Raw genomic sequence first — 21,220 nt, 5'->3', positions numbered from 1 at the left:
CGGGAGCAAGCCCCCTCCCACCTTTGGAATGCGTTCCAGGGGTGGGAGGGGGCTTGCTCCCGATTTGCGTTATTCCGCCTTGCGCGGAATCAGCACAACTTGCGCCGGAATGTGTTTCAGGATCTGCCGGTGGATCTTCAGCTCGTACCCCGAATCAATCCGCTTCACCCGTTTGGTCAGTAATGTGGCCAGCCACGGGTAATCCTCGGTGCGCGGCGCCTGGATGCTCACGTCGCACTGGTAATTCACCACATCGGTGGCAATCGCATCCAGCTGATGGCGCAGGGCTTCGATATCGGTGAGGTTCAACGCCACCGTAGTGCTGGGCGCCGCCGGGTCGATGACCTTGGCGGGCGGCTTGGCTTCGGCGGCTTTCAGGGCAGCCTCGGCTTTGTCCAGCTCGGCTTTGCGCGCATGGCTGATCGCACTGTTGACGCCGCCGGTGAGGGCCGGCGCCTTGGGCATCAGCGCACGGGCACGGCTCAGGGCGGTGGCGGCAGCGTTGACGTCGCCCTTTTGCAGGACGATCTGGCTGCGCTGCAGGTAGGCTTCGGCCAACTGGCGTTGGTAAGCCTCCAGCGCCGGGTCATTGGGTGTTTGTGCCTGCAAGGCCGCCAGTTGGTCCTCGGCGGTGGCCAGCTCGCTGCTGGCCAGGTTTTGCTCCAGCTGCGCGATGGCCGCAGCGCGAGCGTCCGGCGTCGCGAGGGCGGCGGGCGGTGTGCTTTGACAGGCGCCCAGCAGCAGGGAAAATGCGGCAAGGAGCAGATAACGGGAGGTGAACGGCTTCATTCCTGCGACTCTCTAATTGCGCAAAAAGCGAGCAAGTCTACACCCCTCGACGGGGCAGGACAAAACTCAGCAGAAACAGGGCGGCGGCCGTGACCACAATCGATGGCCCGGCCGGCGTGTCCTTGAACCAGGACAACGCCAGGCCCCCACAGACCGCGAGCATCCCCAACAGGCTGGCGCCGATTGCCATCTGCTCCGGAGAGCGGGCGTGGCGCTGGGCGGCGGCGGCGGGAATGATCAGCAGCGACGTGATCAACAATACGCCGACAATCTTCATCGCGACAGCAATCACCACCGCGATCAACAACATCAGGGCCATGCGCAGGGCCGGCACCGGCAAGCCTTCGACCGTGGCCAGTTCCTCGTGCACGGTAATCGCCAGCAGCGGGCGCCACAGCGTCACCAGGAGCACCAGCACGGCGGCGCTGCCGCCGAGGATCCACGCAAGGTCGGTCGGGCTGATCGCCAGCAGGTCGCCAAACAGGTAGGCCATCAGGTCGATGCGCACTTCATGCATGAAGCTCAGCACCACCAGGCCCAGAGACAAGGTGCTCGGCGCCAGGATGCCCAGCAGAGTGTCGGAGGCCAGCGGCTGGCGCTGTTGCAGGGTCACCAGCAGCACCGCCAGCAACAGGCAGCCCACGGTGACGGCGATGGTCGGGCTCACATCCAGCAAAAAGCCCATGGCCACGCCCAGTAGCGCGGCGTGGGACAGGGTGTCGCCAAAATACGCCATGCGCCGCCACACCACGAACGAACCCAGAGGGCCCGCCACTAATGCCAGAGCCAAGCCTGCCAGCAGGGCGTAGAGCAGAAAATCAGCCATGCTTGCAGCTATCTCCGTGAACATGCACGTGGGGTGCAGAAGGGTCGTCGACCACGGCGCCATGCAGGTCGTGGGCGTGGTCATGATGGTGGTGATAAATCGCCAGGCTCTGCGCGTTCTTGCCGAACAGCTCGACGAAGGCCGGGTCGCCGCTGACCTGTTCCGGGTGGCCGGAGCAGCACACGTGGCGGTTGAGGCACACCACCTGGTCGGTGGTGCTCATCACCAGGTGCAGGTCGTGGGACACCATCAGCACGCCGCAGCCATGGCGGTCGCGCAGGCGGGTGATCAGGCTGTACAGCTCGGCCTGACCGGCCACGTCGACACCTTGCACCGGCTCATCGAGCACCAACAGCTCCGGCTCGCGCAGCAGGGCGCGGGCCAGCAGCACGCGCTGCATTTCGCCGCCGGAGATGCTTTGCACCGGGCTGTCGATCACCTGCTCGGCGCCGACTTCCTTGAGCGCGGCCTGGGCGCGGGCGCGGTCGACACCGGGTACCAGGCGCAAGAAGCGCAGCACGGATAAAGGCAAGGTCGGATCGACGTGCAATTTTTGCGGCATGTAGCCCACGCGCAGTTTGGGCTTGCGCCACACGCTGCCGGTGTCGGGCTTGAGCAGGCCGAGCACGGCGCGCACCAGGGTGGTCTTGCCGGCGCCGTTGGGGCCGATCAGGGTGACGATCTGCCGTGGCTGGACACTCAGGGCGATGTTATCCAGCACGGTTTGCCCGGCGAATGTGACCCCAACCTGCTCCAGGCGGATTAACGCGTTGCTCATCAAGCCCCCTGGCAGCCCGAGCACAGGCCGACCACTTCGACCGTTTGCCCTTCGACCTGGAAGCCCACCTCGGCGGAACTCTTGATGATTGCGTCGCTGATGCTTTTTTGCTCAAGCTCGATGGCGGCGTGGCACTCGCGGCAGATCAGGAACTGACCCTGGTGCGCGTGTTCGGGGTGGTTGCAGCCGACGAAGGCGTTGAGCGAGGCGATGCGGTGCACCAGACCGTTTTCCAGCAGGAAATCCAGCGCGCGATACACGGTAGGCGGCGCGGCGCGACGGCCGTCCTGTTCGCTGAGCACGCCGAGGATGTCGTAGGCGCCCAGCGGTTTGTGGCTTTGCCACACCAGTTCCAGCACGCGGCGACGCAGGGCGGTCAGGCGCAAACCCTTTTGCGCACACAGTGTGTCGGCTTCCGCCAGTGCGGTGTGCACGCAGTGAGAATGGTCGTGGGGACGGCTGGCAAGCGGTGTTTTAGGCATGAGCGGCGACAGACATTTGATAGAGACGTTATTATGTTACCCGTTCCTACGCCATTGAGTGGTCATCGTGTCCCGACTTTTTCCAGTTTTTGTCATATTTATCGCCAGTTTTTTCGTTGCGGGGGCCGCTCAGGCCGAGGTCAAGGTGCTGACCAGCATCAAGCCGTTGCAGCTGATTGCCGCCGCTGTGCAGGACGGCGTGGCGGTCCCCGAGGTGTTGTTGCCGCCGGGTGCGTCGCCGCATAACTTCGCGTTGCGTCCATCCGACGTACGGCGCGTGCAGTCGGTGGACCTGCTGTATTGGATCGGTCCGGACATGGAAAGCTTCCTGCCCCGCGTGCTCAAGGGCCGCAGCGCGCCAACGGTGGCGGTGCAGGACCTGCCTGGCATGAAACTGCGTCGTTTCGCCGAAGATAGCCACTCTCACGCCGACGATGCTGGCGAGCATGACCACGATCACCGTCCCGGCAGCCTGGATGCGCACGTGTGGCTGTCCACGGTTAATGCGCGGGTGATCGCAGCGCGCATGGCGGCGGACCTGAGTGCCGCTGACCCGCAGAACGCCGGCCGTTATGAGAGCAACGTGAAGGCTTTCGACGAGCGTCTGGACGCACTGGATGCGCGTCTGAAAAAGCGCGTGGCAGGGATCGCCGGTCAACCTTATTTCGTGTTCCACGAAGCCTTCGATTACTTCGAAGAGGCTTACGGGCTCAAGCATGCCGGCGTGTTCAGCGTTGCCGCCGAAGTGCAACCCGGCGCCCAGCATGTAGCGGCGATGCGCACGCGTCTGCAGGAAGTGGGCAAGACCTGTGTGTTCAGCGAGCCGCCGCTGCGCCCGCGTCTGGCTGAAACCCTGGTGGCGGGTCTGCCGGTAAAACTGGCGGAGCTGGATGCGCTGGGCGGTTATACACCGGCCACGGCGAATGGCTACGAGCAAGTGCTGGACAAGCTGGGTAACGACCTGGCGGGCTGCCTGGAATCGCTCTAAGGCCAAGCGAAGATCAAGTGTGAGAGGGGGCTTGCTCCCGATGACCGTGTGTCAGGCATGCATAAGTTGCCTGATACGCCGCTATCGGGAGCAAGCCCCCTCCCACATTTTTTGATCCGGTAAGGCTTCAGAGGGCGAACGGCAGGTGGACGCTGACCTGCTGGCGTAGCGCCAGGCGGTGCTCGAACTCCGCTGGATTGTGAATCAGCACATCCTGCCCGGCAAACGACTCAGCAGCAATCAGGCGCGACAGCCAGAACCGTACGCACGCCACCCGCAGCATCGTCGGCCACAGTTCGGCTTCCTTCGCGGTAAACGGTCGTAGCCCCGCGTAGGCGCCCAGCAACGCACGGGCCCGCGGCCCATCGATTGCGCCTTCTGCGTTCGAGCACCAGTCATTCAGCGCAATCGCGATGTCATACAGCATCGGCCCGGAGCAGGCGTTGTAGAAGTCGATCAGGCCGGTCAGGTGGGTGCCTTCGAACATCGCGTTGTCGCGGAACAGGTCACCATGGAGGTTGGCGCGCGGCAGGGCCAGGATGTCGGCCTTGTGCGCCTGGATCTCGGCCAGCGCGTCCTGCAGCAGGCTTTGCTGCGCGGCGTTCAAGTGCGAAACAATCTGCGCGCCTTCACTGAGCATCCAGTCCAGCCCGCGGTCGGTCTTGCGTTCCAGCACCTTGTCGCCCTGGGTGGCCTGGTGCAGATGGCCGAGCAGTTCGCCGACCTGGGCGCAATGCTGCGCGTTGGCGTGTGTGATGTGCTTGCCAGCCAGGCGCGGTTGCAGTAGCGCCGGTTTGCCGACCAGCTCGCGCAGGGCCACGCCGTCGGTGGTGCGCAGCGCGTAGGGCACCGGCAGGTCGGCGTCGTGCAGTATGTCGAGCAGCTCGATGAAAAACGGCATTTCGGCCACAGGGCCGCGCTCAACCAGGGTCAGCACGAACTCGCCCTGTTCCAGGCTGATAAAGAAATTGGTGTTTTCGCTACCAGCGGCAATCCCCTGGAAGTCAAGCAGGCGGCCGAGCCCGTAGGGCGCGAGAAAGGTTTCCAGCTCGGGCCGAGCCAGGGGGGTAAACACAGACATGGGTAAACTGCCGTTACGGACGCTGCGAATTGCAGCGTCGATTAAAGTGGGGAAATCATTTCCATTCGAAGATCTTCCATGACGGAATCAGCATATCCGGCTGGTCAGAGCGGATGAAGTTCGCGTCGGTTCCGTCCGCGCGCACCAGGAAATACGGCGGTGCACCTTTGGGCGTGACCTTGATCGCATACAGAAAGCCATTCTGGCGGTACTCCTGGATGGTCTTGTCGCCCTCCGTGCGAATGGTTACTTCCGGGTCGGCCGACGGCGCATCGTCTGCCGCCATGGCAGCCATCGGAGCGAGTGCAATCAAGCCAGTCAACAGCAGGCGATTGAATGTACGCATGATAACCTTGTCCCTTTGTTTTCATTGGTCCGGCTATTCTAGCGCCTGACCCGCCGAAAAGGTTGATCCTGCTCATGAGCCAAGCGCCCCTCGTCCTGGTGGACGGTTCTTCTTATCTGTACCGCGCCTTCCATGCACTGCCACCGCTGACCACCTCCAAAGGCCTGCCGACCGGCGCGGTCAAGGGCGTGCTGAACATGCTCAAGAGCCTGCGCCGGCAATACCCGGACAGCCCGTTCGCGGTGGTGTTCGATGCCAAGGGTGGGACCTTTCGCGATGACATGTACGCCGACTACAAGGCCAACCGCCCGAGCATGCCCGATGACATGCGCCTGCAGATCGAGCCGCTGCACCAGAGCGTGATCGCCCTGGGCTTTCCGTTGCTGTGCGTCGAAGGCGTCGAAGCCGATGACGTGATCGGCACCCTGGCGCGCAGCAGCGCGGCTGCCAGCCGGCCGGTGGTGATCTCCACTGGTGACAAGGACATGGCGCAGTTGGTCGACGGGCACATTACCCTAGTCAACACCATGACCGGTAGCGCGATGGACGTAGAGGGCGTGAAGGAGAAATTTGGCGTCGCTCCGGAGCAGATCATCGACTATCTGGCATTGATGGGCGATTCGTCCGACAACATCCCGGGCGTGCCGGGCATTGGTCCGAAGACCGCCTCCGGCTTGCTGATGGGCGTCAATGGCGGCCTCAAAGAGCTTTATGAGCAGTTGGACATGGTGCCGAGCCTGCCGATTCGCGGCGCCAAGACCCTGCGCGCCAAGTTGGAAGAGCACCGCGAGATGGCGTTCCTGTCGTACCGGCTGGCCACGATCAAGATCGATGTGCCGCTGGATATCGGCCTGGACGACCTGCACCTGATCGAGCCGGACCGCGAAAAGCTGCTGGAGTTGTACACCCTGCTTGAGTTCAAGAGCTGGTACGACGAGATTCAGCGCGATGCCAGGCGCGTCGAGCTGAGCGTAGCGCCGGTAGCGGCCGAGATCGTCGAGACTGTACCGACAGCGCCGCTGGAAACGGTTTACACCACCATCCTCGACCAAGCGACCTTCGAGCGGTGGTTGAAGAAGCTTCAGGATGCGCCGCTGTTCGCGTTCGACACCGAAACCACCGGCATCGACGCGCAAAAAGCGCAGTTGGTCGGGGTGTCCTTCGCCGTGCAGCCCCATGAAGCGGCCTACATCCCGCTGACCCACTCCTACATCGGCGTGCCGGACCAATTGGACCGTGACACCGTGCTGCTGGCCTTGAAACCGCTGCTGGAAGACCCGGCCAAACTCAAGGTCGGCCAGCACGCCAAGTTCGACATGAACATCCTGGCCAACTGCGCCATCGGCGGCGACCCGGCGCAAGGCATCACCGTGCGCGGCATCGCCTTCGACACCATGCTTGAATCCTATGTGCTCAATGCCACCGTCACCCGGCACGACATGGACAGCCTGGCCAAGAAGTACCTGGACTACGACACCGTCAGTTTCCAGGACATCGCCGGCAAGGGCGCCAAGCAACTGACCTTTGACCAGATCGCACTGGAACAGGCCGGCCCTTACGCAGCCGAAGATGCCGACGTGACCTTGCGTCTGCACCAGGCGCTGCACGCGCAATTGGCCGCGATCCCGCGCCTGGCCAGCGTGCTGTCGGATATCGAAATTCCGTTGGTGCCGGTGCTGGCGCGCATCGAGCGTCAGGGCGCGCTGGTGGACAAGGAATTGCTGGGTATCCAGAGCATCGAGTTGGGCCACAAGATGGTCGAACTGGAGCGCCAGGCATTCGAGATCGCCGGTGAGGAATTCAACCTGGGTTCTCCCAAACAGCTCGGCTCGATTCTTTACGACAAGCTCGGCATGCCGGTGCTGAAAAAGACCGGCAAGGGGCAGGCTTCGACGGCGGAAGAAGTGCTGGCCAAACTGGCCGAAGATAACTATCCGCTGCCCAAGGTGTTGATGCAGTACCGCAGCATGAGCAAGCTCAAAAGCACCTACACCGACCGCTTGCCCGAACAGATCAACCCGCGCACCGGGCGTATCCACACGTCTTATCACCAGGCGGTGACCGCGACCGGGCGCCTGTCCTCCAGCGACCCGAACCTGCAGAACATCCCGGTGCGCACCGCTGAAGGGCGGCGCATCCGCCAGGCGTTTGTTGCGCCCAAGGGCTACAAGCTGCTGGCAGCGGACTATTCGCAGATCGAGCTGCGCATCATGGCGCACCTGTCCAGGGATGAAGGCTTGATGAATGCTTTCCGCCACAATCTGGATGTGCACACCGCCACCGCGGCCGAGGTGTTCAAGGTGGAGCTGGGCGAAGTCACCTCCGATCAGCGCCGCAGTGCCAAGGCGATCAACTTCGGCCTGATCTATGGCATGGGCGCGCAGAAGCTGGGCAAGGACATTGGCGTCGATACCAAGACCGCCAAAGCCTATATCGACGTGTATTTCGCCCGCTACCCCGGGGTGCGTGAGTACATGGAGCGCACTCGTGCCCAAGCTGCCGATCAGGGTTACGTGGAAACCTTCTTCGGTCGCCGCCTGTATGTGCCGGACATCAATTCCAACAGACCCCAGGAACGGGCCGCCGCCGAGCGCACGGCGATCAACGCGCCGATGCAGGGCACCGCAGCCGATATCATCAAGAAAGCCATGGTGCGCGTGGATAACTGGCTGACCGACTCGGGTCTGGATGCCAAAGTGATTCTGCAGGTACACGATGAATTGGTGCTGGAGGTGCGTGAGGATCTGGTCGCCGAAGTCAGCGAGAAGATTCGTGAGCACATGAGCGCTGCCGCACAACTGGACGTGCCACTGCTGGTGGAAGTGGGCGTGGGCAACAACTGGGACGAGGCGCACTGACGGCGGGCGTTTGCCACCGACAAAGTGCGGTGGCAAAGCGTCTTGTGTGGGAAAAGGCCTACGGTTATTTCACAGTTTTTCGAGCGGGTCGGAACTTAACCTGTGAATTGTCACTCAGAGTCTCTGAATGGGTGGTGAAGCCCTTCAAAGCTCCTATGTTGTGTTAAGTGTTGGCAGATATCCGGACCTCGCCCTAGCGGTCCGGAACTTGAACCCCGAACTTCCCCTCCCCATACGAAGTCCGGGGTTTTTTTTGCCTGCAGAAAAGCTATTCGGCGATCTCTGCGCCCTTGTCCGCCAACTCCATCCAGCCGGCCAGCACGGTATAGGCGTCTTCCAGGCCCATGCGCTTTGGCGCCGAGAACAGCTGGATGGTGATCGTGTCACCCCAGCCCTTGCGGATTTCGGCCTGCACTTTGAGCAAGGTATTCTTGGCAGCGCCGTAGGTGAGCTTGTCGGCCTTGGTCAGCAGGATATGCATCGGCATGCCGCTGGCGACAGCCCAGTCGAGCATCAGCAGGTCGAAGTCGGTCATTGGATGACGGATGTCCATCATCAGGATCAACCCTTTCAAACTTTCGCGGCCACCCAGGTAAGCTTCCAGGTGACGCTGCCAGTGCAGCTTCAGCGGGATAGGCACTTTTGCGTAACCGTAGCCCGGCAAGTCGACCAGACGACGTTCGTCGTCCAGCTTGAAGAAGTTGAGCAACTGCGTGCGGCCCGGGGTTTTCGAGGTGCGCGCCAGGCTGGCGTGGGTCAGGGTGTTCAGTGCGCTGGACTTGCCAGCGTTGGAGCGGCCGGCAAAGGCGACTTCAAAGCCTTCGTCATCGGGGCATTGGTCCACTTTGGCGGCGCTAAGCATGAAGGTGGACTGTTGGCACAGACCGAGGATGGGATTCTTGAGTTGCATGAGATTTCCGATGTGAGCGGTGCCGAAAAAGAGTGCGGCAAGCGGTGTCGTTTCCGTTTAAGTAGCGCGAGTATATGATGCCGCAGATTTTGTGTGTGCTTTCATGGCGCTCAGGCTACACAGGAACCCCAGGCGCTGTACAACCGAGTTTGTGTTCAAAGGCAATGCCGCGCGTGGTTTTGTGCAGGGACCGCAAGGCTGGAGATCAACACGTCATCGATCCGTTGATGATGAGTAAATCCGGTAGATAACGTTTAAAACCTCTGGTCGCAGTTGGATGAGTAGTTGGATTAGCTGATGAACAAACTGATCGTGAGTCTGCTGTTGACCCTGGGCATCACCGGTGTTGCCCACGCCGCGGGTGACGCCAGGGCGGGCCAGACCAAAATTGCCGTATGTGGGGCCTGCCACGGGGCCGATGGCAACAGCCCGGTGCCGAACTTTCCCAAGCTGGCAGGTCAGGGCGAGCGTTACCTGGCCAAGCAGATGCACGATATCAAGGACGGCAAGCGCACGGTGCTGGAAATGACCGGCTTGCTGGCCAACTCCAGCGACCAGGACATCGCCGACCTGGCGGCGTACTTTGCCGGCCAGAAAGGCAGTGTGGGCGCCGCCGATCCCAAGCTGGTCGCCCGTGGCGAAAAGCTGTTCCGTGGCGGTGACCTGAGCAAGGGCCTGCCGGCCTGCGCCGGTTGCCACGCGCCCAATGGCACAGGCAATGCCGCCGCCGGCTTCCCGCACCTGAGCGGTCAGTACGCGCAGTACACCGCCAAACAACTGACTGATTTTCGCAGGGAAGACGCAGGCCGGGCCAACGATGGCGATGCGATGACCATGCGCACCATCGCCCGCAAGCTCAGCGATGAGGACATTGCGGCCCTCTCCAGCTACATCGAGGGTCTGCACTGACGGGCCGCGACGTTAACACTCGATTAATCCCGCGATGCAAGCATAAAAAGGGTGGCCCTGGCCGCCCTTTTTTGTGGCTGCTGCCGTTACACTAACGAACTCATGCCCGCGTAGACCTGTCACAACAAAGGGTCGCGTGAGGCGACTTTATTTGTCCAGGAGTAAAGCATGCGTAATCTGATCCTCAGCGCCGCTCTCGTCACTGCCAGTCTTTTCGGCATGACCGCCCAGGCCGCCGATGTGCCGCTTGAAGCCGGTAAAACCTACGTAGAGCTGGCTAACCCGGTGCCGGTTTCGGTGCCAGGCAAGATTGAGGTGGTGGAGCTGTTCTGGTATGGCTGCCCGCATTGCTACGCGTTTGAACCGACCATCAATCCCTGGGTCGAGAAACTGCCCAAAGACGTGAACTTCAAGCGCATCCCGGCCATGTTCGGCGGCCCTTGGGACGCCCACGGCCAGCTGTTCCTGACCCTGGAAGCCATGGGTGTCGAGCACAAAGTGCACAACGCCGTATTCAACGCGATCCAGAAAGAAGGCAAGCGCCTGACCAAGCCGGACGAAATGGCTGACTTCGTGGCCACCCAGGGTGTCGACAAGGACAAGTTCCTCGCCACCTTCAACTCCTTCGCCATCCAGGGCCAGATCAAGCAGGCCAAGGAACTCGCGCAGAAGTACGGCGTGCAAGGCGTGCCTACCATGATCGTCAACGGTAAATACCGTTTCGACCTGGGCACCACCGGTGGTCCCGAAGCGACCCTCAATGTCGCTGACCAGTTGATCGCCAAAGAGCGTGCAGCCAAGTAAGGGGCTCGTCATGCGCCGCTGGGGAACCGAACGTGGCATTGGCCTGCACGAACCGCAGATCAATGAACATCACCTGGAATCAACGGGCCTGCCGGCGGACAGCCGTCTACGCCTGCTCAGCTTCAATATCCAGGTGGGCAACAGTACCGAGAAGTATCGGCACTACCTGACCCGTGGCTGGCAGCACCTGCTGCCCCACAAGGGACGTACCGGCAACCTGCAGAAGATCGGCACCCTGCTCAACGACTTTGATCTGGTCGCATTGCAGGAGGCCGACGGCGGCAGCCTGCGCTCGGGCTATATCAATCAGGTGGAACATCTGGCCCAGCTCGGCGGCTTCCCCTACTGGTACCAGCAACTCAATCGCAACCTCGGGCGTCTGGCGCAGCACAGCAACGGTGTGCTCAGCCGCCTGAAGCCGACGGCCATCGAGGATCATCCGTTGCCAGGCCCGAAGGGGCGCGGCGCGATCCTCGTACGGTTCGGCGAAGGCCCGGAAGCGCTGGTAGTCGTGATGATGCACCTCGCCCTTGGCGGCAGGACGCGCAACCTGCAACTGGCCTACGTGCGTGAGCTGATCGGCAACTACAAGCACCAGGTGTTGATGGGGGACATGAACACCCACGCCAACGACCTGCTGCTGAATTCACCGTTACGCGACCTCGGGCTGTTGGCGCCGCAGGTCGAAGCGACGTTTCCCAGCTGGCGCCCGCAACGCTGCCTGGACCATATCCTGCTCAGCCCGACCCTCACGCTGGAAAGTGTGCAGGTACTGGCGCAGCCCATTTCCGATCACCTGCCCGTCGCGGTAGAGATTCGTCTGCCGGGTTCGCTCACGGTTGATGCATTGCCCGCGTTGAGCACCAGCCCTCGCGGACCCCTTGCATGAGCGACGATGCCGAGCGCTGGAAAGAAAAATACCTGTTAAGCATTGAGCAGCAAGACAAGCTCGAGCGCCGGTGGGCCGCCCGCCTCGACCTGCTGCGCCGAGGCCTGGTACGCAGCACGCTGGCCGCGGAAGGCACCGACCGCGCCGTCGACCAATGCATGAAGGAAATGCGCGATGTGGTGCGCACCGACGACATGGACGCCGCCCTCGCCGCCTTGCTGCCGCGTCTGGAAAAAGCCGTGCTCGATTCAGAGCAGCGCCGCGAAACCCGGGTCGATCAGATCAGCACCGCGCTCACCGCTCTGGTCGCCCAGCTGCAGCAATTGCCACTGCCGCGCGAGGTGGCGCGCCCGCTCAAAGCCTTTGCCAAGCAACTGGACAGTCGCGTGGGCCAGGCGCGTGAAATTCCGCTGCTGCTCAGCGAATTGAGCAGCTTGCAGGGGCAGGCGTTGAATAATCTGGAGGCTGACGGCGAAACCCCACGGCCTGGTCCGGGTTTGTTGCAACGTTTGTTCGGGGGGGGCAAGGAGGCTGCGCCCGAGACGCTGGCCGTTGAGCCTGCGATAACGCCCGCGCCAAAACCGGTTGCTCCCGAGCCTGTGACTGAAGAGCTGGCCACTACGCCATCCGAACCGCCAGCCAAAGTCTTGCCGACTAGTGCGCCATTGCCGCCAACACTGACGGCAGCGCCTGTGACGGAAGTCACCGCGCAACCCAAGGTCGAAGCTGCGGTTGCAGAAACCGCCGTCGCCACCGCTGAACCCGAACCTCAAACCGAAGATCCGCCCAACGAAAGCGCGCTCGCGGCCTTTATCGAAACACCCGACCTGCTGGTTGAAACACCTGATGAGACCAGCATCGGCAGCCTGTCGCTGCCACCTGTTCTTGAAGTTGAGGAAGTCGACGAGCCGCCCGGTGAAAGCGGCTACGCCCTGCCTGACCCGCCAGAGCCTTCCTACAGCTCCGTGGCCCGGCACATCGAAGGCACCCTGCTCGGCCTGCTGGAAGACCTGAGCCTGCCCGAGCGCCACCGGCCCCAGGCCGAGGCCATGCGCGAGCGCCTGGCCAATGGCTTGAATTGGTACGAGCTGCTGCCCATCCTCGACGACCTGGCGGTGCTGATGCTGGCAGTCACCGACAGCGGTCAGCATGAGTTCGAGGCTTATCTCAAGCACCTCAACGAGCGTCTTGAAGCATTCCAGAGCCATCTGCAGGTGACCAGCGATGATCATCTCGACAGCCGCTCCGCCGCCCGCCAACTGGACACGCAGATACGTGAACAGGTCGACGGCCTGCAAAGCAGCGTGCAGGAAGCGGCTGACCTGGACAGCCTCAAGCAGGTGCTGGAAAGCCATATCGAGGGCTTGCTCGGCACCATGGACGAACACCGCGAGCAACGGGACCAGCGCGAGCAGGAAGTGGCGGCGCGGCTCCAGGGGCTGGCCGAACGCGTCGCCAACATGGAGCAGGAAGCGCTGGGCTATCGCGAGCACATGGAAGTGCAGCGCCAGAAGGCCCTGATTGACCCGCTGACCCGTCTGCCCAACCGCGCGGCGTGGGGCGAACGCCTGGACCACGAGGTCAATGCCTGGCATCAGCAGGGAAACAGCCTGTCGCTGGCGATGCTCGACCTGGATCACTTCAAGCGCGTCAACGACGGCTACGGCCATCTGGCCGGCGACAAGGTGCTGAAGATCATCGCCAACGTGCTGCGCAAGCACCTGCATGGCAGTGACTTTATTGCGCGCTTTGGCGGCGAAGAGTTTGTGTTGCTCATGCCCGACACCTCACTCACCCAGGCGCTGGCTGTGGGTGAAGTGCTGCGGGCGGCCATCGAGGCCTGCCCCTTCCATTTCAAGGGTGAGCCGGTGACGATCACGCTGTCCATGGGCGTGGCGCAGTTCCAGCCGGGCGAGCGCAGCGACCTGGCGCTCAAACGCGCCGACGAGGCGTTGTACCGGGCCAAGGCTGCCGGCCGTAATCAGGTGCAGGCGGCGTAAAAATGTTCCATTTTGTAATTTGAGCGCTGTGTCACACACGTTACGTTACACTGTTGCATTACTGTCTTCAGCGTGACGCTTTCTGCCATGAAAACCCTTTTCTTCGCCTCCCTGTTCATTCTGCTCGCCGGCTGCTCCAGCGGTCCGCGCATCGACACCAACCACCCCTCGGTCAACCACGACAATCGCGTGCAGTTCGTGGTCGTTCATTACACCTCGACCAACCTTGAACGCTCCCTGGCCTTGCTCACCCACGGCCAGGTCAGCAGCCATTACCTGATCGGCGACGACGCCAGCGCCACCATCTACAAGCTGGTGGACGAGAGCCAGCGCGCCTGGCATGCCGGGGAAAGCGAATGGGCGGGCCGCACGTGGCTCAACTCCAGCTCCATCGGCATCGAAATCGTCAACCCAGGTTACACGGACTCCCCGACCGGTCGCCTGTGGTACCCCTATTCAGAGGCCCAGGTGAAATCCCTGGTGGTGTTGCTCAAGGACATCAGCAAACGCAACGGTATCGCCCCCAAGAACATCATCGGTCACAGCGACATTGCGCCGCTGCGCAAACTCGACCCTGGTCCATTGTTCCCCTGGAAGCGTCTGGCCGACGAAGGCCTGGGCCAGTGGCCCGACGCCCAGACGGTTGCCCGGTTCCAGCAGCAGTACGTAACGCAGCTGCCGAGCATCACGTGGTTCCAGGAGGAGTTGGCGAAGCTGGGCTACACGACGCCACAGACTGGGGAGCTGGACGTGGCCACGCGGCATGTGATCGCGGCGTTTCAGATGCACTTCCGTGCATCGCTGTTCGACGGCACGCCAGACGCCGAAAGCGCCGCGATCCTGAGTGCTCTGAACCAACGCTAAACCCCAGGCAGGCCTGTGGCGCGCGACCTTTATGGTGAGCGGCCTCTGTGGCAAGCCCGCTCGCCACAGGGTTCGCTGCCGACGAAGCCTGCGGACTACAGAGGCAACGCCATATAGAACTGGGTGCCCTGCCCCGGTCGGGAGTACACGCCCATGCGTCCGCCGTGCAATTGCACAATTTCCTTGCACAGCGCCAGCCCCAGGCCGGCGCCGCCTTTCTTGCGGCCCACCTGCACAAATGGTTCGAAGATACGTCCTTGCTGGCCGTAGGCAATGCCCTCGCCATTGTCCTCGACGCTGACAATCACCCGTTCGCCATGGCGTCGCGCCTGCAGGTGGATTTGCCCGCCTTCGGCGGTATGACGCAGCGCGTTGGCCAACAGGTTGTCGAGCACCCGCTCCAGTTGCGCCTGATCGGCATACAGCCGTGGCACGTCGGCTTGGGCCTCCACCAATAATTCAATATGTTGCGCATTTGCCGTCTCGGCAAAGCGGGCGCGCGCATGCTCGAGCAGGTCCGTTACGTCGCATGGCCCCAGCGTGAGTTTCTGCAGGCCGTTCTGGTAGCGCGAGAAGTTGAGCAAGTCGTTGATCAGCTGCATCAGGCGCTGCATTTCTTCGTTGACCGTATCCAGCAAGTCCGCCTCACGCGACTCCGACGGAAATTTCGCGCGCTCGCGAAAAAGACCAAACGCCATGTGCATGCCGGTCACCGGCGTGCGCAACTCGTGTGAGGCGCGCAATACGAACTCGCTGCGCACCCGCTCGAAGGCGCGTTGCTCGGTGACGTCATGCAGCACCATCACCGCGCCGAGGATATGCCCCTGGGTATGGCTCACCGGCGTCAGGCTGTAGGTCAGCAAGCGCAATTCGCCTTCGACTTCCACTTCCAGATCTTCCGGTGCCCGCTCCAGGTTGCCGCCGCGCAGCACCAGCTGCAATTGTTCATCCAGTTCCGGACGCACCAGCGCTTCACCCAAACCTTGCCCCAGACGCTCCTCGTCCCAACCCAACTGACGCTGCGCCACGGGGTTGAGGTGCTCGAGGCGGCCTTGGCGATCAATCATCAGCAGGCCGTCGTCGATGCTGTCTAGCACTGCCTGCAAGCGCTGCTGGCCGGCCAGAAGTTCGTCGACATTGGTTGCCTGATGCTGGCGCAGCGCCTCGGCCATGATGCCGAAGCGCCGCGTCAGTTGGTTCATTTCCGCCGCCGACGAGATCGGCAGCGTCACCTCGAAATCACCTTGCCCAATCTTGTCGGCTGCCTTGGCCAGGGCTTCGATCGGCCCGCCAAAGCGTCGTGCGATGCCATGGGCGGTGATGAAGCCGATAATCAGCACGGCTAGCCCCACCACCCCCAGCGCCGCAGCGATCAATAACGCTCGGTTGCGCGACTTGTGTTCGCTGGCGTTGATGTTTTCCAGGGCTTGTTTGTGTTCGGCGATCAGGCCATTGCGCAAGGCATTGAAGCTTTCGGTCAGTTTCTGATTTTTTTTGTTCGCCAGTGGCGATCGCTGGGCTTCGTCGAACGCTTTCAAAAAGTCCAGGTAGTCAATGCGCGCCTGGCTGAAACCGTTGATTCGCCCATCACGCTTTTCATGGGCGATACCTTCGTCCAGCAATGCAAAATACTGCTGCTTGGATGTCTCCAGAGCCTTGGCGTCGGGTTGCTCTTCCAGCATCAGGATCAACTGGTCCCCCAGGCTCTGACGCAGCTTGAGCCCCAGGTCCAGGGTGATGAAGTTGCTGCGGATCAGCGATTCCTGGCTCTTTGCCATTTGCATCACGCTGACCAGCCCCAGCACCAGGCCCAGCAGGGCAACGGTGATCAGTGCGGAGATGCTCAGGAATAACCGAGTGCGCAGTTTCATCGCAAGCTTCATAAGGTAAAGCTCACAGGTTGTACTGTTTGCGTTTGCGGTACAGCGTCGACGCGTCGATACCCAGTGTGCGGGCCGCCTGATCCAGGGTATCGCTGGTGGCCAGTACGGCGCCGATGTGGGCTTTTTCCAGCTCATCCAGGCTCAACGCCGCACCGATGCGCGGCGCATTGTTGGTCGGCTGTTCCGCCATCCCCAGGTGGCTGATTTCGACTTTTTCCTGGGGGCAAATGATGCTCGCGCGCTCCACAACGTTGCGCAGTTCGCGGATATTGCCTGGCCAGCGGTAGTTGAGCAGCGCCTCGCGGGCCTGGTCGCTGAAACCTCGCGCCGGTCGAGCATAGTCCTTGACGAAGCGCGCCAGGAAACGGTCTGCCAGGGTCAGGATGTCTTCACTGCGTTCGCGCAGCGGTGGCAGGTGCAAGGTGATGACGTTGAGACGGTACAGCAGGTCTTCGCGGAAGCGGCCGTCACGCACCATGTCTTCCAGGTTCAGGTTGGTGGCCGCGAGGATGCGCACATCGGCGCGACGAGTCACCGGATCGCCGACGCGTTCGTATTCCTTGTCCTGGATAAAGCGCAGCAACTTGGGCTGAAGGGTCAGCGGAAAGTCGCCAATCTCATCGAGAAACAGTGTGCCGCCGTCCGCCTGGTTGACCCGACCCAGCGTGCTTTCGCTGGCTCCGGTGAAGGCGCCGCGGCTGTGGCCGAACAGCTCGCTCTCCATCAGTTCCGCCGTGAGAGACGGGCAGTTGATGGTGACGCAGGATTTCTTGGTGCGCTTGCTCCAGCCATGAATGGCCCGCGCCAGCTCACCCTTACCGGTGCCGGATTCGCCCAGGATCAGGATGTTGGCGTCGGTGCCGGCCACCTGGCGTGCGGTTTCGAGCACCACCATCATTGCCGGGCTATGGGAGTCGAGGCCATCCTTGGGTTTGCGGACTTCGCCCTCCAGCGCCTCCAGGCGCGCGGAGAGCTGGCGCACTTCCAGTTGCTTGGCGGTGGCCAGACGCAATTGGTCCGGGCTGCACGGCTTGACCAGATAATCGGCCGCGCCCGCCTGGATCGCATCCACGGCGGTATCGACGGCCGAATGCGCGGTGACGATTACCACACGCATCCACGGGGCCTGGATGCGCATCTGCGCCAGCACGTCCAGGCCATTGTCTTCGCCCAGGCGCAGGTCGAGGAAGCACAGGTCGAACACTTGACGCTGCATCAAGGCATCGGCCTGCGCGGCGCTGTTGGCGGTAGCTACGGTGTAGCCTTCGTCTTCCAGGCAGTAACGGAAGGTGCGGAGGATCGCGGATTCGTCATCCACTAAAAGAATGCGGCCTTGAAGTTCCTTGGCTGATTCCATCTGTCCCGCGCTCCTTAACTTTAAATGATGATGGTGATTAGTCCCGGAATAATCGGGCAAGTTGCATGGTTTGTTCTGATCGATAAAAAAGCTACTTCGCGCAGCTATCTGCGCGCCTTCCTACAGCACCAGGGCTAGTGGCGTTTTTAGCCCTTCGTGCGACTTCGGCAAGCGCTGCGGCGGGTTCTATCCCTTGATCCGACCACTGGCTATCGTGCATTTCGCACGGCCTGCAGACGGGCATCGTGCAGGATGCTGGGCCGTTTGTATTGGGTTCAATCATAAGATATTGATTTTATTGATATTTATTTTGAAAAAAAGCTGGCATGCGCTCTGCAATACATCTCCCAAGAGTGTCATGAACCAATAATCAGAAAGCGGGAGAAATGCAGCATGACTCGCCAAAGCCTCAGCCAACTGCGTGTATCGCCACTGCGCCTGCAACAGGGTTTGTTCGCCAGCCTGGCCCTGATGGTCACGTTGATTGGCGGCCAGCAGTTGCAGCACTGGCAGCAGAGTCAGCAGCAAATCCCGCAATTCGACCGTCCGGCCATGACGCAAAACCATTTTCGTTCCATCGCCAGCGCGGCTGCTGATGTGACTGCCCCGCAACTGCGCGTGGTCGACCAGGACTCCACCCTGGACGAGCTCCCGGCGCAAGAACGTTGGGTGTTCTAGGCAATAAACCGGGCGCCATACTGAGCGACCGCACTGCACCACAGCTGTTACCCCCTATGAAAGCGTAAGGAGAATCACCATGTTGAGTTGGGCAATCACGTTTCTGATCATCGCCATTGTGGCTGCAGTCCTCGGCTTCGGTGGCATCGCCGGCACCGCCACAGGTATCGCCAAGATCCTGTTCGTTGTCTTCCTGGTGATGTTCATCGCTTCGTTCTTCTTTGGTCGTAAAGGCCGAGGCTGAAGATGACCACTCTTTCTTTTAAAGCCATTACTGTCGCCCTGTTGTTGGGCGGCAGCGGTTTGGCGATGGCCGCCAATGACGGTCAGACCCGAGCCAACGAATTGCTCAGTGCGGACCCGCAGTACCGTGAAACCTGGCGAGACGTGGTGAAGAAAGAAGAGCGCCTGCCGGAATGGGTGATGAACCTGTCCGGCTCGGCCGAACAACAGATGACCGCCGTTGAAGAAGATGGCGACAAGTACCTGGTCGGGCCGCTCTGCGAGACTGCGGACACCTGCCTGAACAAGCGTTTGATCGTGGCCGTCAGCTTTGACAAGGAAGATGCCTACGCCTTGTTGGTGGAAGTCCCGGCCGGTTTGCCGAAGGACAAATCGCCGACGCGGCACGCCGATTACCGGTTTATCGGTAAGCCGGACGAAGGCATGCAAAAGCTGTTGATGGAACAGCTCAAGAAAGATCCGAATTGGTACTAGGTTCCGTTTGACGCACTCAGCGTCTGCGGGGCCGGCGTCCATAGAAAAAAGCCCATCGCTTTTTTCTGTCTGCATCGCTCGTCAAGGGCGATGCATGACCAAGGGGCCGGGTTGCTCTGATCAATCGAGATCGGCGTGACCTACGGGTACAGGGAGTGCCTGCGCAAGGGCCGGGTCAGGTGAAAAGCTGCGACGCAAGTTCGCAAGTCCTCAAGCTTGCTGAACTTGCGGCGGGCTCGTTGCTCTGATGGGCCGCTTCCCATACCGGCCTTAGCCGAATATTTCGTTTTCGCTCTTCACCAACCATTACTGGTTGTGTCGACTCGACCATCTATCGAGAAAGTTTTGCCCCCGCCATAAGATATTTCTGACGCGAATCTCGTTGATTTACGGGCGTTTGTGCCAGCCCTTCGGCGTGCCTCTGTCTCTCTGAGCAAGCCTGTATTGGCAGGTTCACGGCCTGTTTGCCCGTCAGATTGGCGTAATCGAACTGACCGTTCGGACAGTTATTTTCCAAAAAATCCATGCCGATTCGGCATGGGGTAGGCGTTTACGGCATTAGACGTTGTTCCGTTGCATGGGAATAGTTGCGGCTTTTTTCGCCTGCCAGTAAGCCATTTCGGCCACGCGGCGGTCACTTTCGACGGAGGCTTGTGCACACACTTTTTCGCTCTCGAGCGTTGCGGCTGGCGCATTCGCCTTAAGTTCACGTGAAGTAAGGGTAATGACATGAAGAAGGCAAAACTAAGCCTCGCCTGGCAGATCCTCATCGGTCTGGTCCTGGGGATTGCAATCGGTGCGGTGCTCAACCATTTCAGTGCTGAAAAGGCCTGGTGGATCAGCAACATCTTGCAGCCGGCAGGCGATATCTTTATCCGCCTGATCAAGATGATCGTGATCCCGATTGTGATTTCCTCGCTGATCGTCGGCATTGCCGGGGTCGGTGACGCGAAAAAGCTGGGGCGGATCGGTGTCAAAACCATTCTTTACTTCGAAATCGTCACCACCATTGCCATCGTGGTCGGCCTGTTGCTGGCCAACCTGTTCCATCCGGGCGCAGGCATCGACATGAGCACCCTGGGCACCGTCGATATCTCCAAGTACCAGGCGACTGCCGCCGAGGTGCAGCATGAACATGCGTTCATCGAGACCATCCTCAACCTGATCCCCTCGAACATCTTCGCTGCCGTCGCCCGTGGCGAGATGCTGCCGATCATTTTCTTCTCGGTGCTGTTCGGCCTCGGCTTGTCGAGCCTCAAGCCCGAGCTGCGCGAGCCGCTGGTGACCATGTTCCAGGGCGTGTCCGAAAGCATGTTCAAAGTCACCCACATGATCATGAAGTACGCCCCCATCGGTGTCTTCGCGCTGATCGCGGTGACCGTCGCCAACTTCGGCTTCGCTTCACTGCTGCCGCTGGCCAAACTGGTGATCCTGGTTTACGTCGCCATCCTGTTCTTCGCCTTTGTGGTGTTGGGCCTGATTGCCCGTCTGTTCGGTTTCTCGGTGATCAAGCTGATGCGCATCTTCAAGGATGAGCTGGTGCTGGCCTACTCCACCGCCAGTTCCGAGACTGTGCTGCCGCGCGTGATCGAGAAGATGGAAGCCTATGGTGCGCCGAAGGCGATCTGCAGCTTCGTGGTGCCGACCGGTTACTCGTTCAACCTCGACGGTTCGACCCTGTACCAAAGCATCGCCGCCCTCTTTATCGCCCAGTTGTATGGCATCGACCTGTCGGTCGGCCAGCAGTTGATGCTGGTGTTGACCCTGATGGTCACTTCCAAAGGGATCGCCGGCGTGCCGGGCGTTTCCTTCGTGGTGCTGCTGGCCACCTTGGGCAGCGTGGGCATTCCGCTGGAAGGCCTGGCTTTCATCGCCGGCGTCGACCGCATCATGGACATGGCGCGTACCGCCCTCAACGTGATCGGCAATGCCCTGGCCGTGCTGGTGATCTCTCGCTGGGAAGGCATGTACGACGATGCCAAGGGCGAGCGCTACTGGAACTCGCTGCCGCACTGGCGCACCCGGACAGCCGTGCCGACCGCCCAGGCCACTCGCGGCTGA

At 61.3% G+C, this 21,220-nt stretch carries 20 protein-coding genes; 11 read left to right on the top strand and 9 right to left on the bottom strand.

Annotated elements, in window-relative coordinates; all coding sequences use genetic code 11:
• Nucleotides 1-69: 69 nt before the first annotated feature.
• From TU79_RS00200 to zur, 4 genes are read right to left on the bottom strand one after another with little or no spacing between them, the layout of a single operon-like run.
• Nucleotides 70-789 carry a PA5502 family lipoprotein gene (locus TU79_RS00200; RefSeq protein ID WP_057006186.1) on the bottom strand — a complete coding sequence of 240 codons (720 nt, stop codon included), beginning with the start codon at nt 787-789 and terminating at the stop codon, nt 70-72.
• A 37-nt stretch (nt 790-826) separates the two neighbouring features.
• Nucleotides 827-1,615 (bottom strand): zinc ABC transporter permease subunit ZnuB, encoded by a 789-nt coding sequence (gene znuB, locus TU79_RS00195; RefSeq protein ID WP_057006185.1) that lies wholly within the window; start codon nt 1,613-1,615, stop codon nt 827-829.
• The gene (gene znuC / locus TU79_RS00190) at nt 1,608-2,393 is read right to left on the bottom strand and encodes a zinc ABC transporter ATP-binding protein ZnuC (protein WP_003233726.1); all 786 of its coding nucleotides are present in this window, start codon (nt 2,391-2,393) and stop codon (nt 1,608-1,610) included. Before znuC ends, znuB begins: the two co-directional genes overlap by 8 nt.
• Complete coding sequence (zur, locus tag TU79_RS00185) at nt 2,393-2,875, bottom strand: zinc uptake transcriptional repressor Zur (protein WP_003233728.1); 483 nt, start codon at nt 2,873-2,875, stop codon at nt 2,393-2,395. The genes znuC and zur overlap by 1 nt, the downstream gene beginning before the upstream one ends.
• 58 nt (nt 2,876-2,933) lie before the next feature.
• On the opposite strand from zur, the gene TU79_RS00180 reads away from it, so the two are divergent.
• Nucleotides 2,934-3,863 carry a zinc ABC transporter substrate-binding protein gene (locus TU79_RS00180; protein ID WP_057006184.1) on the top strand — a complete coding sequence of 310 codons (930 nt, stop codon included), beginning with the start codon at nt 2,934-2,936 and terminating at the stop codon, nt 3,861-3,863.
• A gap of 127 nt (nt 3,864-3,990) precedes the next feature.
• Here the strand turns inward: TU79_RS00180 and TU79_RS00175 are convergent, their stop codons facing one another.
• Together TU79_RS00175 and TU79_RS00170 are read right to left on the bottom strand one after the other, a co-directional pair.
• Nucleotides 3,991-4,944, bottom strand: a complete 954-nt coding sequence (locus tag TU79_RS00175; RefSeq protein ID WP_057006183.1) for a homoserine kinase — start codon at nt 4,942-4,944, stop codon at nt 3,991-3,993.
• A 55-nt stretch (nt 4,945-4,999) separates the two neighbouring features.
• The gene (locus TU79_RS00170) at nt 5,000-5,290 is read right to left on the bottom strand and encodes a DUF2782 domain-containing protein (protein WP_003187366.1); all 291 of its coding nucleotides are present in this window, start codon (nt 5,288-5,290) and stop codon (nt 5,000-5,002) included.
• A gap of 74 nt (nt 5,291-5,364) precedes the next feature.
• Between TU79_RS00170 and polA the strand changes: the two genes are divergently transcribed.
• Nucleotides 5,365-8,148, top strand: coding sequence for a DNA polymerase I (gene polA, locus TU79_RS00165; RefSeq protein ID WP_057006182.1), 2,784 nt, complete (start codon nt 5,365-5,367; stop codon nt 8,146-8,148).
• Between the two features lie 268 nt (nt 8,149-8,416).
• Here polA and yihA read toward each other — a convergent pair whose 3' ends face one another.
• Nucleotides 8,417-9,058: a ribosome biogenesis GTP-binding protein YihA/YsxC gene (yihA, locus tag TU79_RS00160; RefSeq protein ID WP_015373414.1), complete on the bottom strand. Its 642-nt coding sequence runs from the start codon at nt 9,056-9,058 to the stop codon at nt 8,417-8,419.
• Between the two features lie 297 nt (nt 9,059-9,355).
• Between yihA and TU79_RS00155 the strand changes: the two genes are divergently transcribed.
• From TU79_RS00155 to TU79_RS00135, 5 genes are all read left to right on the top strand, one after another.
• Nucleotides 9,356-9,967 carry a c-type cytochrome gene (locus TU79_RS00155; RefSeq protein WP_057006181.1) on the top strand — a complete coding sequence of 204 codons (612 nt, stop codon included), beginning with the start codon at nt 9,356-9,358 and terminating at the stop codon, nt 9,965-9,967.
• 168 nt (nt 9,968-10,135) lie between these two features.
• Entirely contained in the window at nt 10,136-10,771 is a 636-nt protein-coding gene (dsbA, locus tag TU79_RS00150) for a thiol:disulfide interchange protein DsbA (RefSeq protein ID WP_057006180.1), read from the top strand.
• A gap of 10 nt (nt 10,772-10,781) precedes the next feature.
• Nucleotides 10,782-11,660 (top strand): endonuclease/exonuclease/phosphatase family protein, encoded by an 879-nt coding sequence (locus TU79_RS00145; protein ID WP_057006179.1) that lies wholly within the window; start codon nt 10,782-10,784, stop codon nt 11,658-11,660.
• Entirely contained in the window at nt 11,657-13,660 is a 2,004-nt protein-coding gene (locus TU79_RS00140) for a GGDEF domain-containing protein (RefSeq protein ID WP_057006178.1), read from the top strand. The genes TU79_RS00145 and TU79_RS00140 overlap by 4 nt, the downstream gene beginning before the upstream one ends.
• 87 nt (nt 13,661-13,747) lie before the next feature.
• Complete coding sequence (locus TU79_RS00135) at nt 13,748-14,524, top strand: N-acetylmuramoyl-L-alanine amidase (RefSeq protein WP_057006177.1); 777 nt, start codon at nt 13,748-13,750, stop codon at nt 14,522-14,524.
• Between the two features lie 95 nt (nt 14,525-14,619).
• On the opposite strand, the gene TU79_RS00130 is transcribed toward TU79_RS00135, so the two are convergent.
• Nucleotides 14,620-16,407, bottom strand: a complete 1,788-nt coding sequence (locus TU79_RS00130) for a KinB sensor domain-containing domain (RefSeq protein ID WP_057006176.1) — start codon at nt 16,405-16,407, stop codon at nt 14,620-14,622.
• A 10-nt stretch (nt 16,408-16,417) separates the two neighbouring features.
• The gene (gene algB, locus TU79_RS00125) at nt 16,418-17,764 is read right to left on the bottom strand and encodes a sigma-54-dependent response regulator transcription factor AlgB (RefSeq protein WP_003233753.1); all 1,347 of its coding nucleotides are present in this window, start codon (nt 17,762-17,764) and stop codon (nt 16,418-16,420) included.
• Nucleotides 17,765-18,157: 393 nt separating this feature from the next.
• On the opposite strand from algB, the gene TU79_RS00120 reads away from it, so the two are divergent.
• From TU79_RS00120 to gltP, 4 genes are all read left to right on the top strand, one after another.
• Nucleotides 18,158-18,442 carry a hypothetical protein gene (locus TU79_RS00120; protein ID WP_057006175.1) on the top strand — a complete coding sequence of 95 codons (285 nt, stop codon included), beginning with the start codon at nt 18,158-18,160 and terminating at the stop codon, nt 18,440-18,442.
• Between the two features lie 79 nt (nt 18,443-18,521).
• Nucleotides 18,522-18,686, top strand: coding sequence for a DUF1328 domain-containing protein (locus TU79_RS24880; protein WP_003187386.1), 165 nt, complete (start codon nt 18,522-18,524; stop codon nt 18,684-18,686).
• 2 nt (nt 18,687-18,688) lie between these two features.
• Nucleotides 18,689-19,159, top strand: a complete 471-nt coding sequence (locus TU79_RS00115; RefSeq protein ID WP_057006174.1) for an inhibitor of vertebrate lysozyme family protein — start codon at nt 18,689-18,691, stop codon at nt 19,157-19,159.
• Nucleotides 19,160-19,888: 729 nt separating this feature from the next.
• Nucleotides 19,889-21,220, top strand: a complete 1,332-nt coding sequence (gltP, locus tag TU79_RS00110) for a glutamate/aspartate:proton symporter GltP (RefSeq protein WP_057006173.1) — start codon at nt 19,889-19,891, stop codon at nt 21,218-21,220.

The sequence above is a fragment of the Pseudomonas trivialis genome (genome assembly GCF_001439805.1).
In the GTDB taxonomy this organism is placed as follows: Bacteria; Pseudomonadota; Gammaproteobacteria; order Pseudomonadales; family Pseudomonadaceae; genus Aquipseudomonas; species Aquipseudomonas trivialis.
Note: the sequence above shows the minus strand (reverse complement) of the source record. Positions and strands in the feature narration are given on the sequence as shown.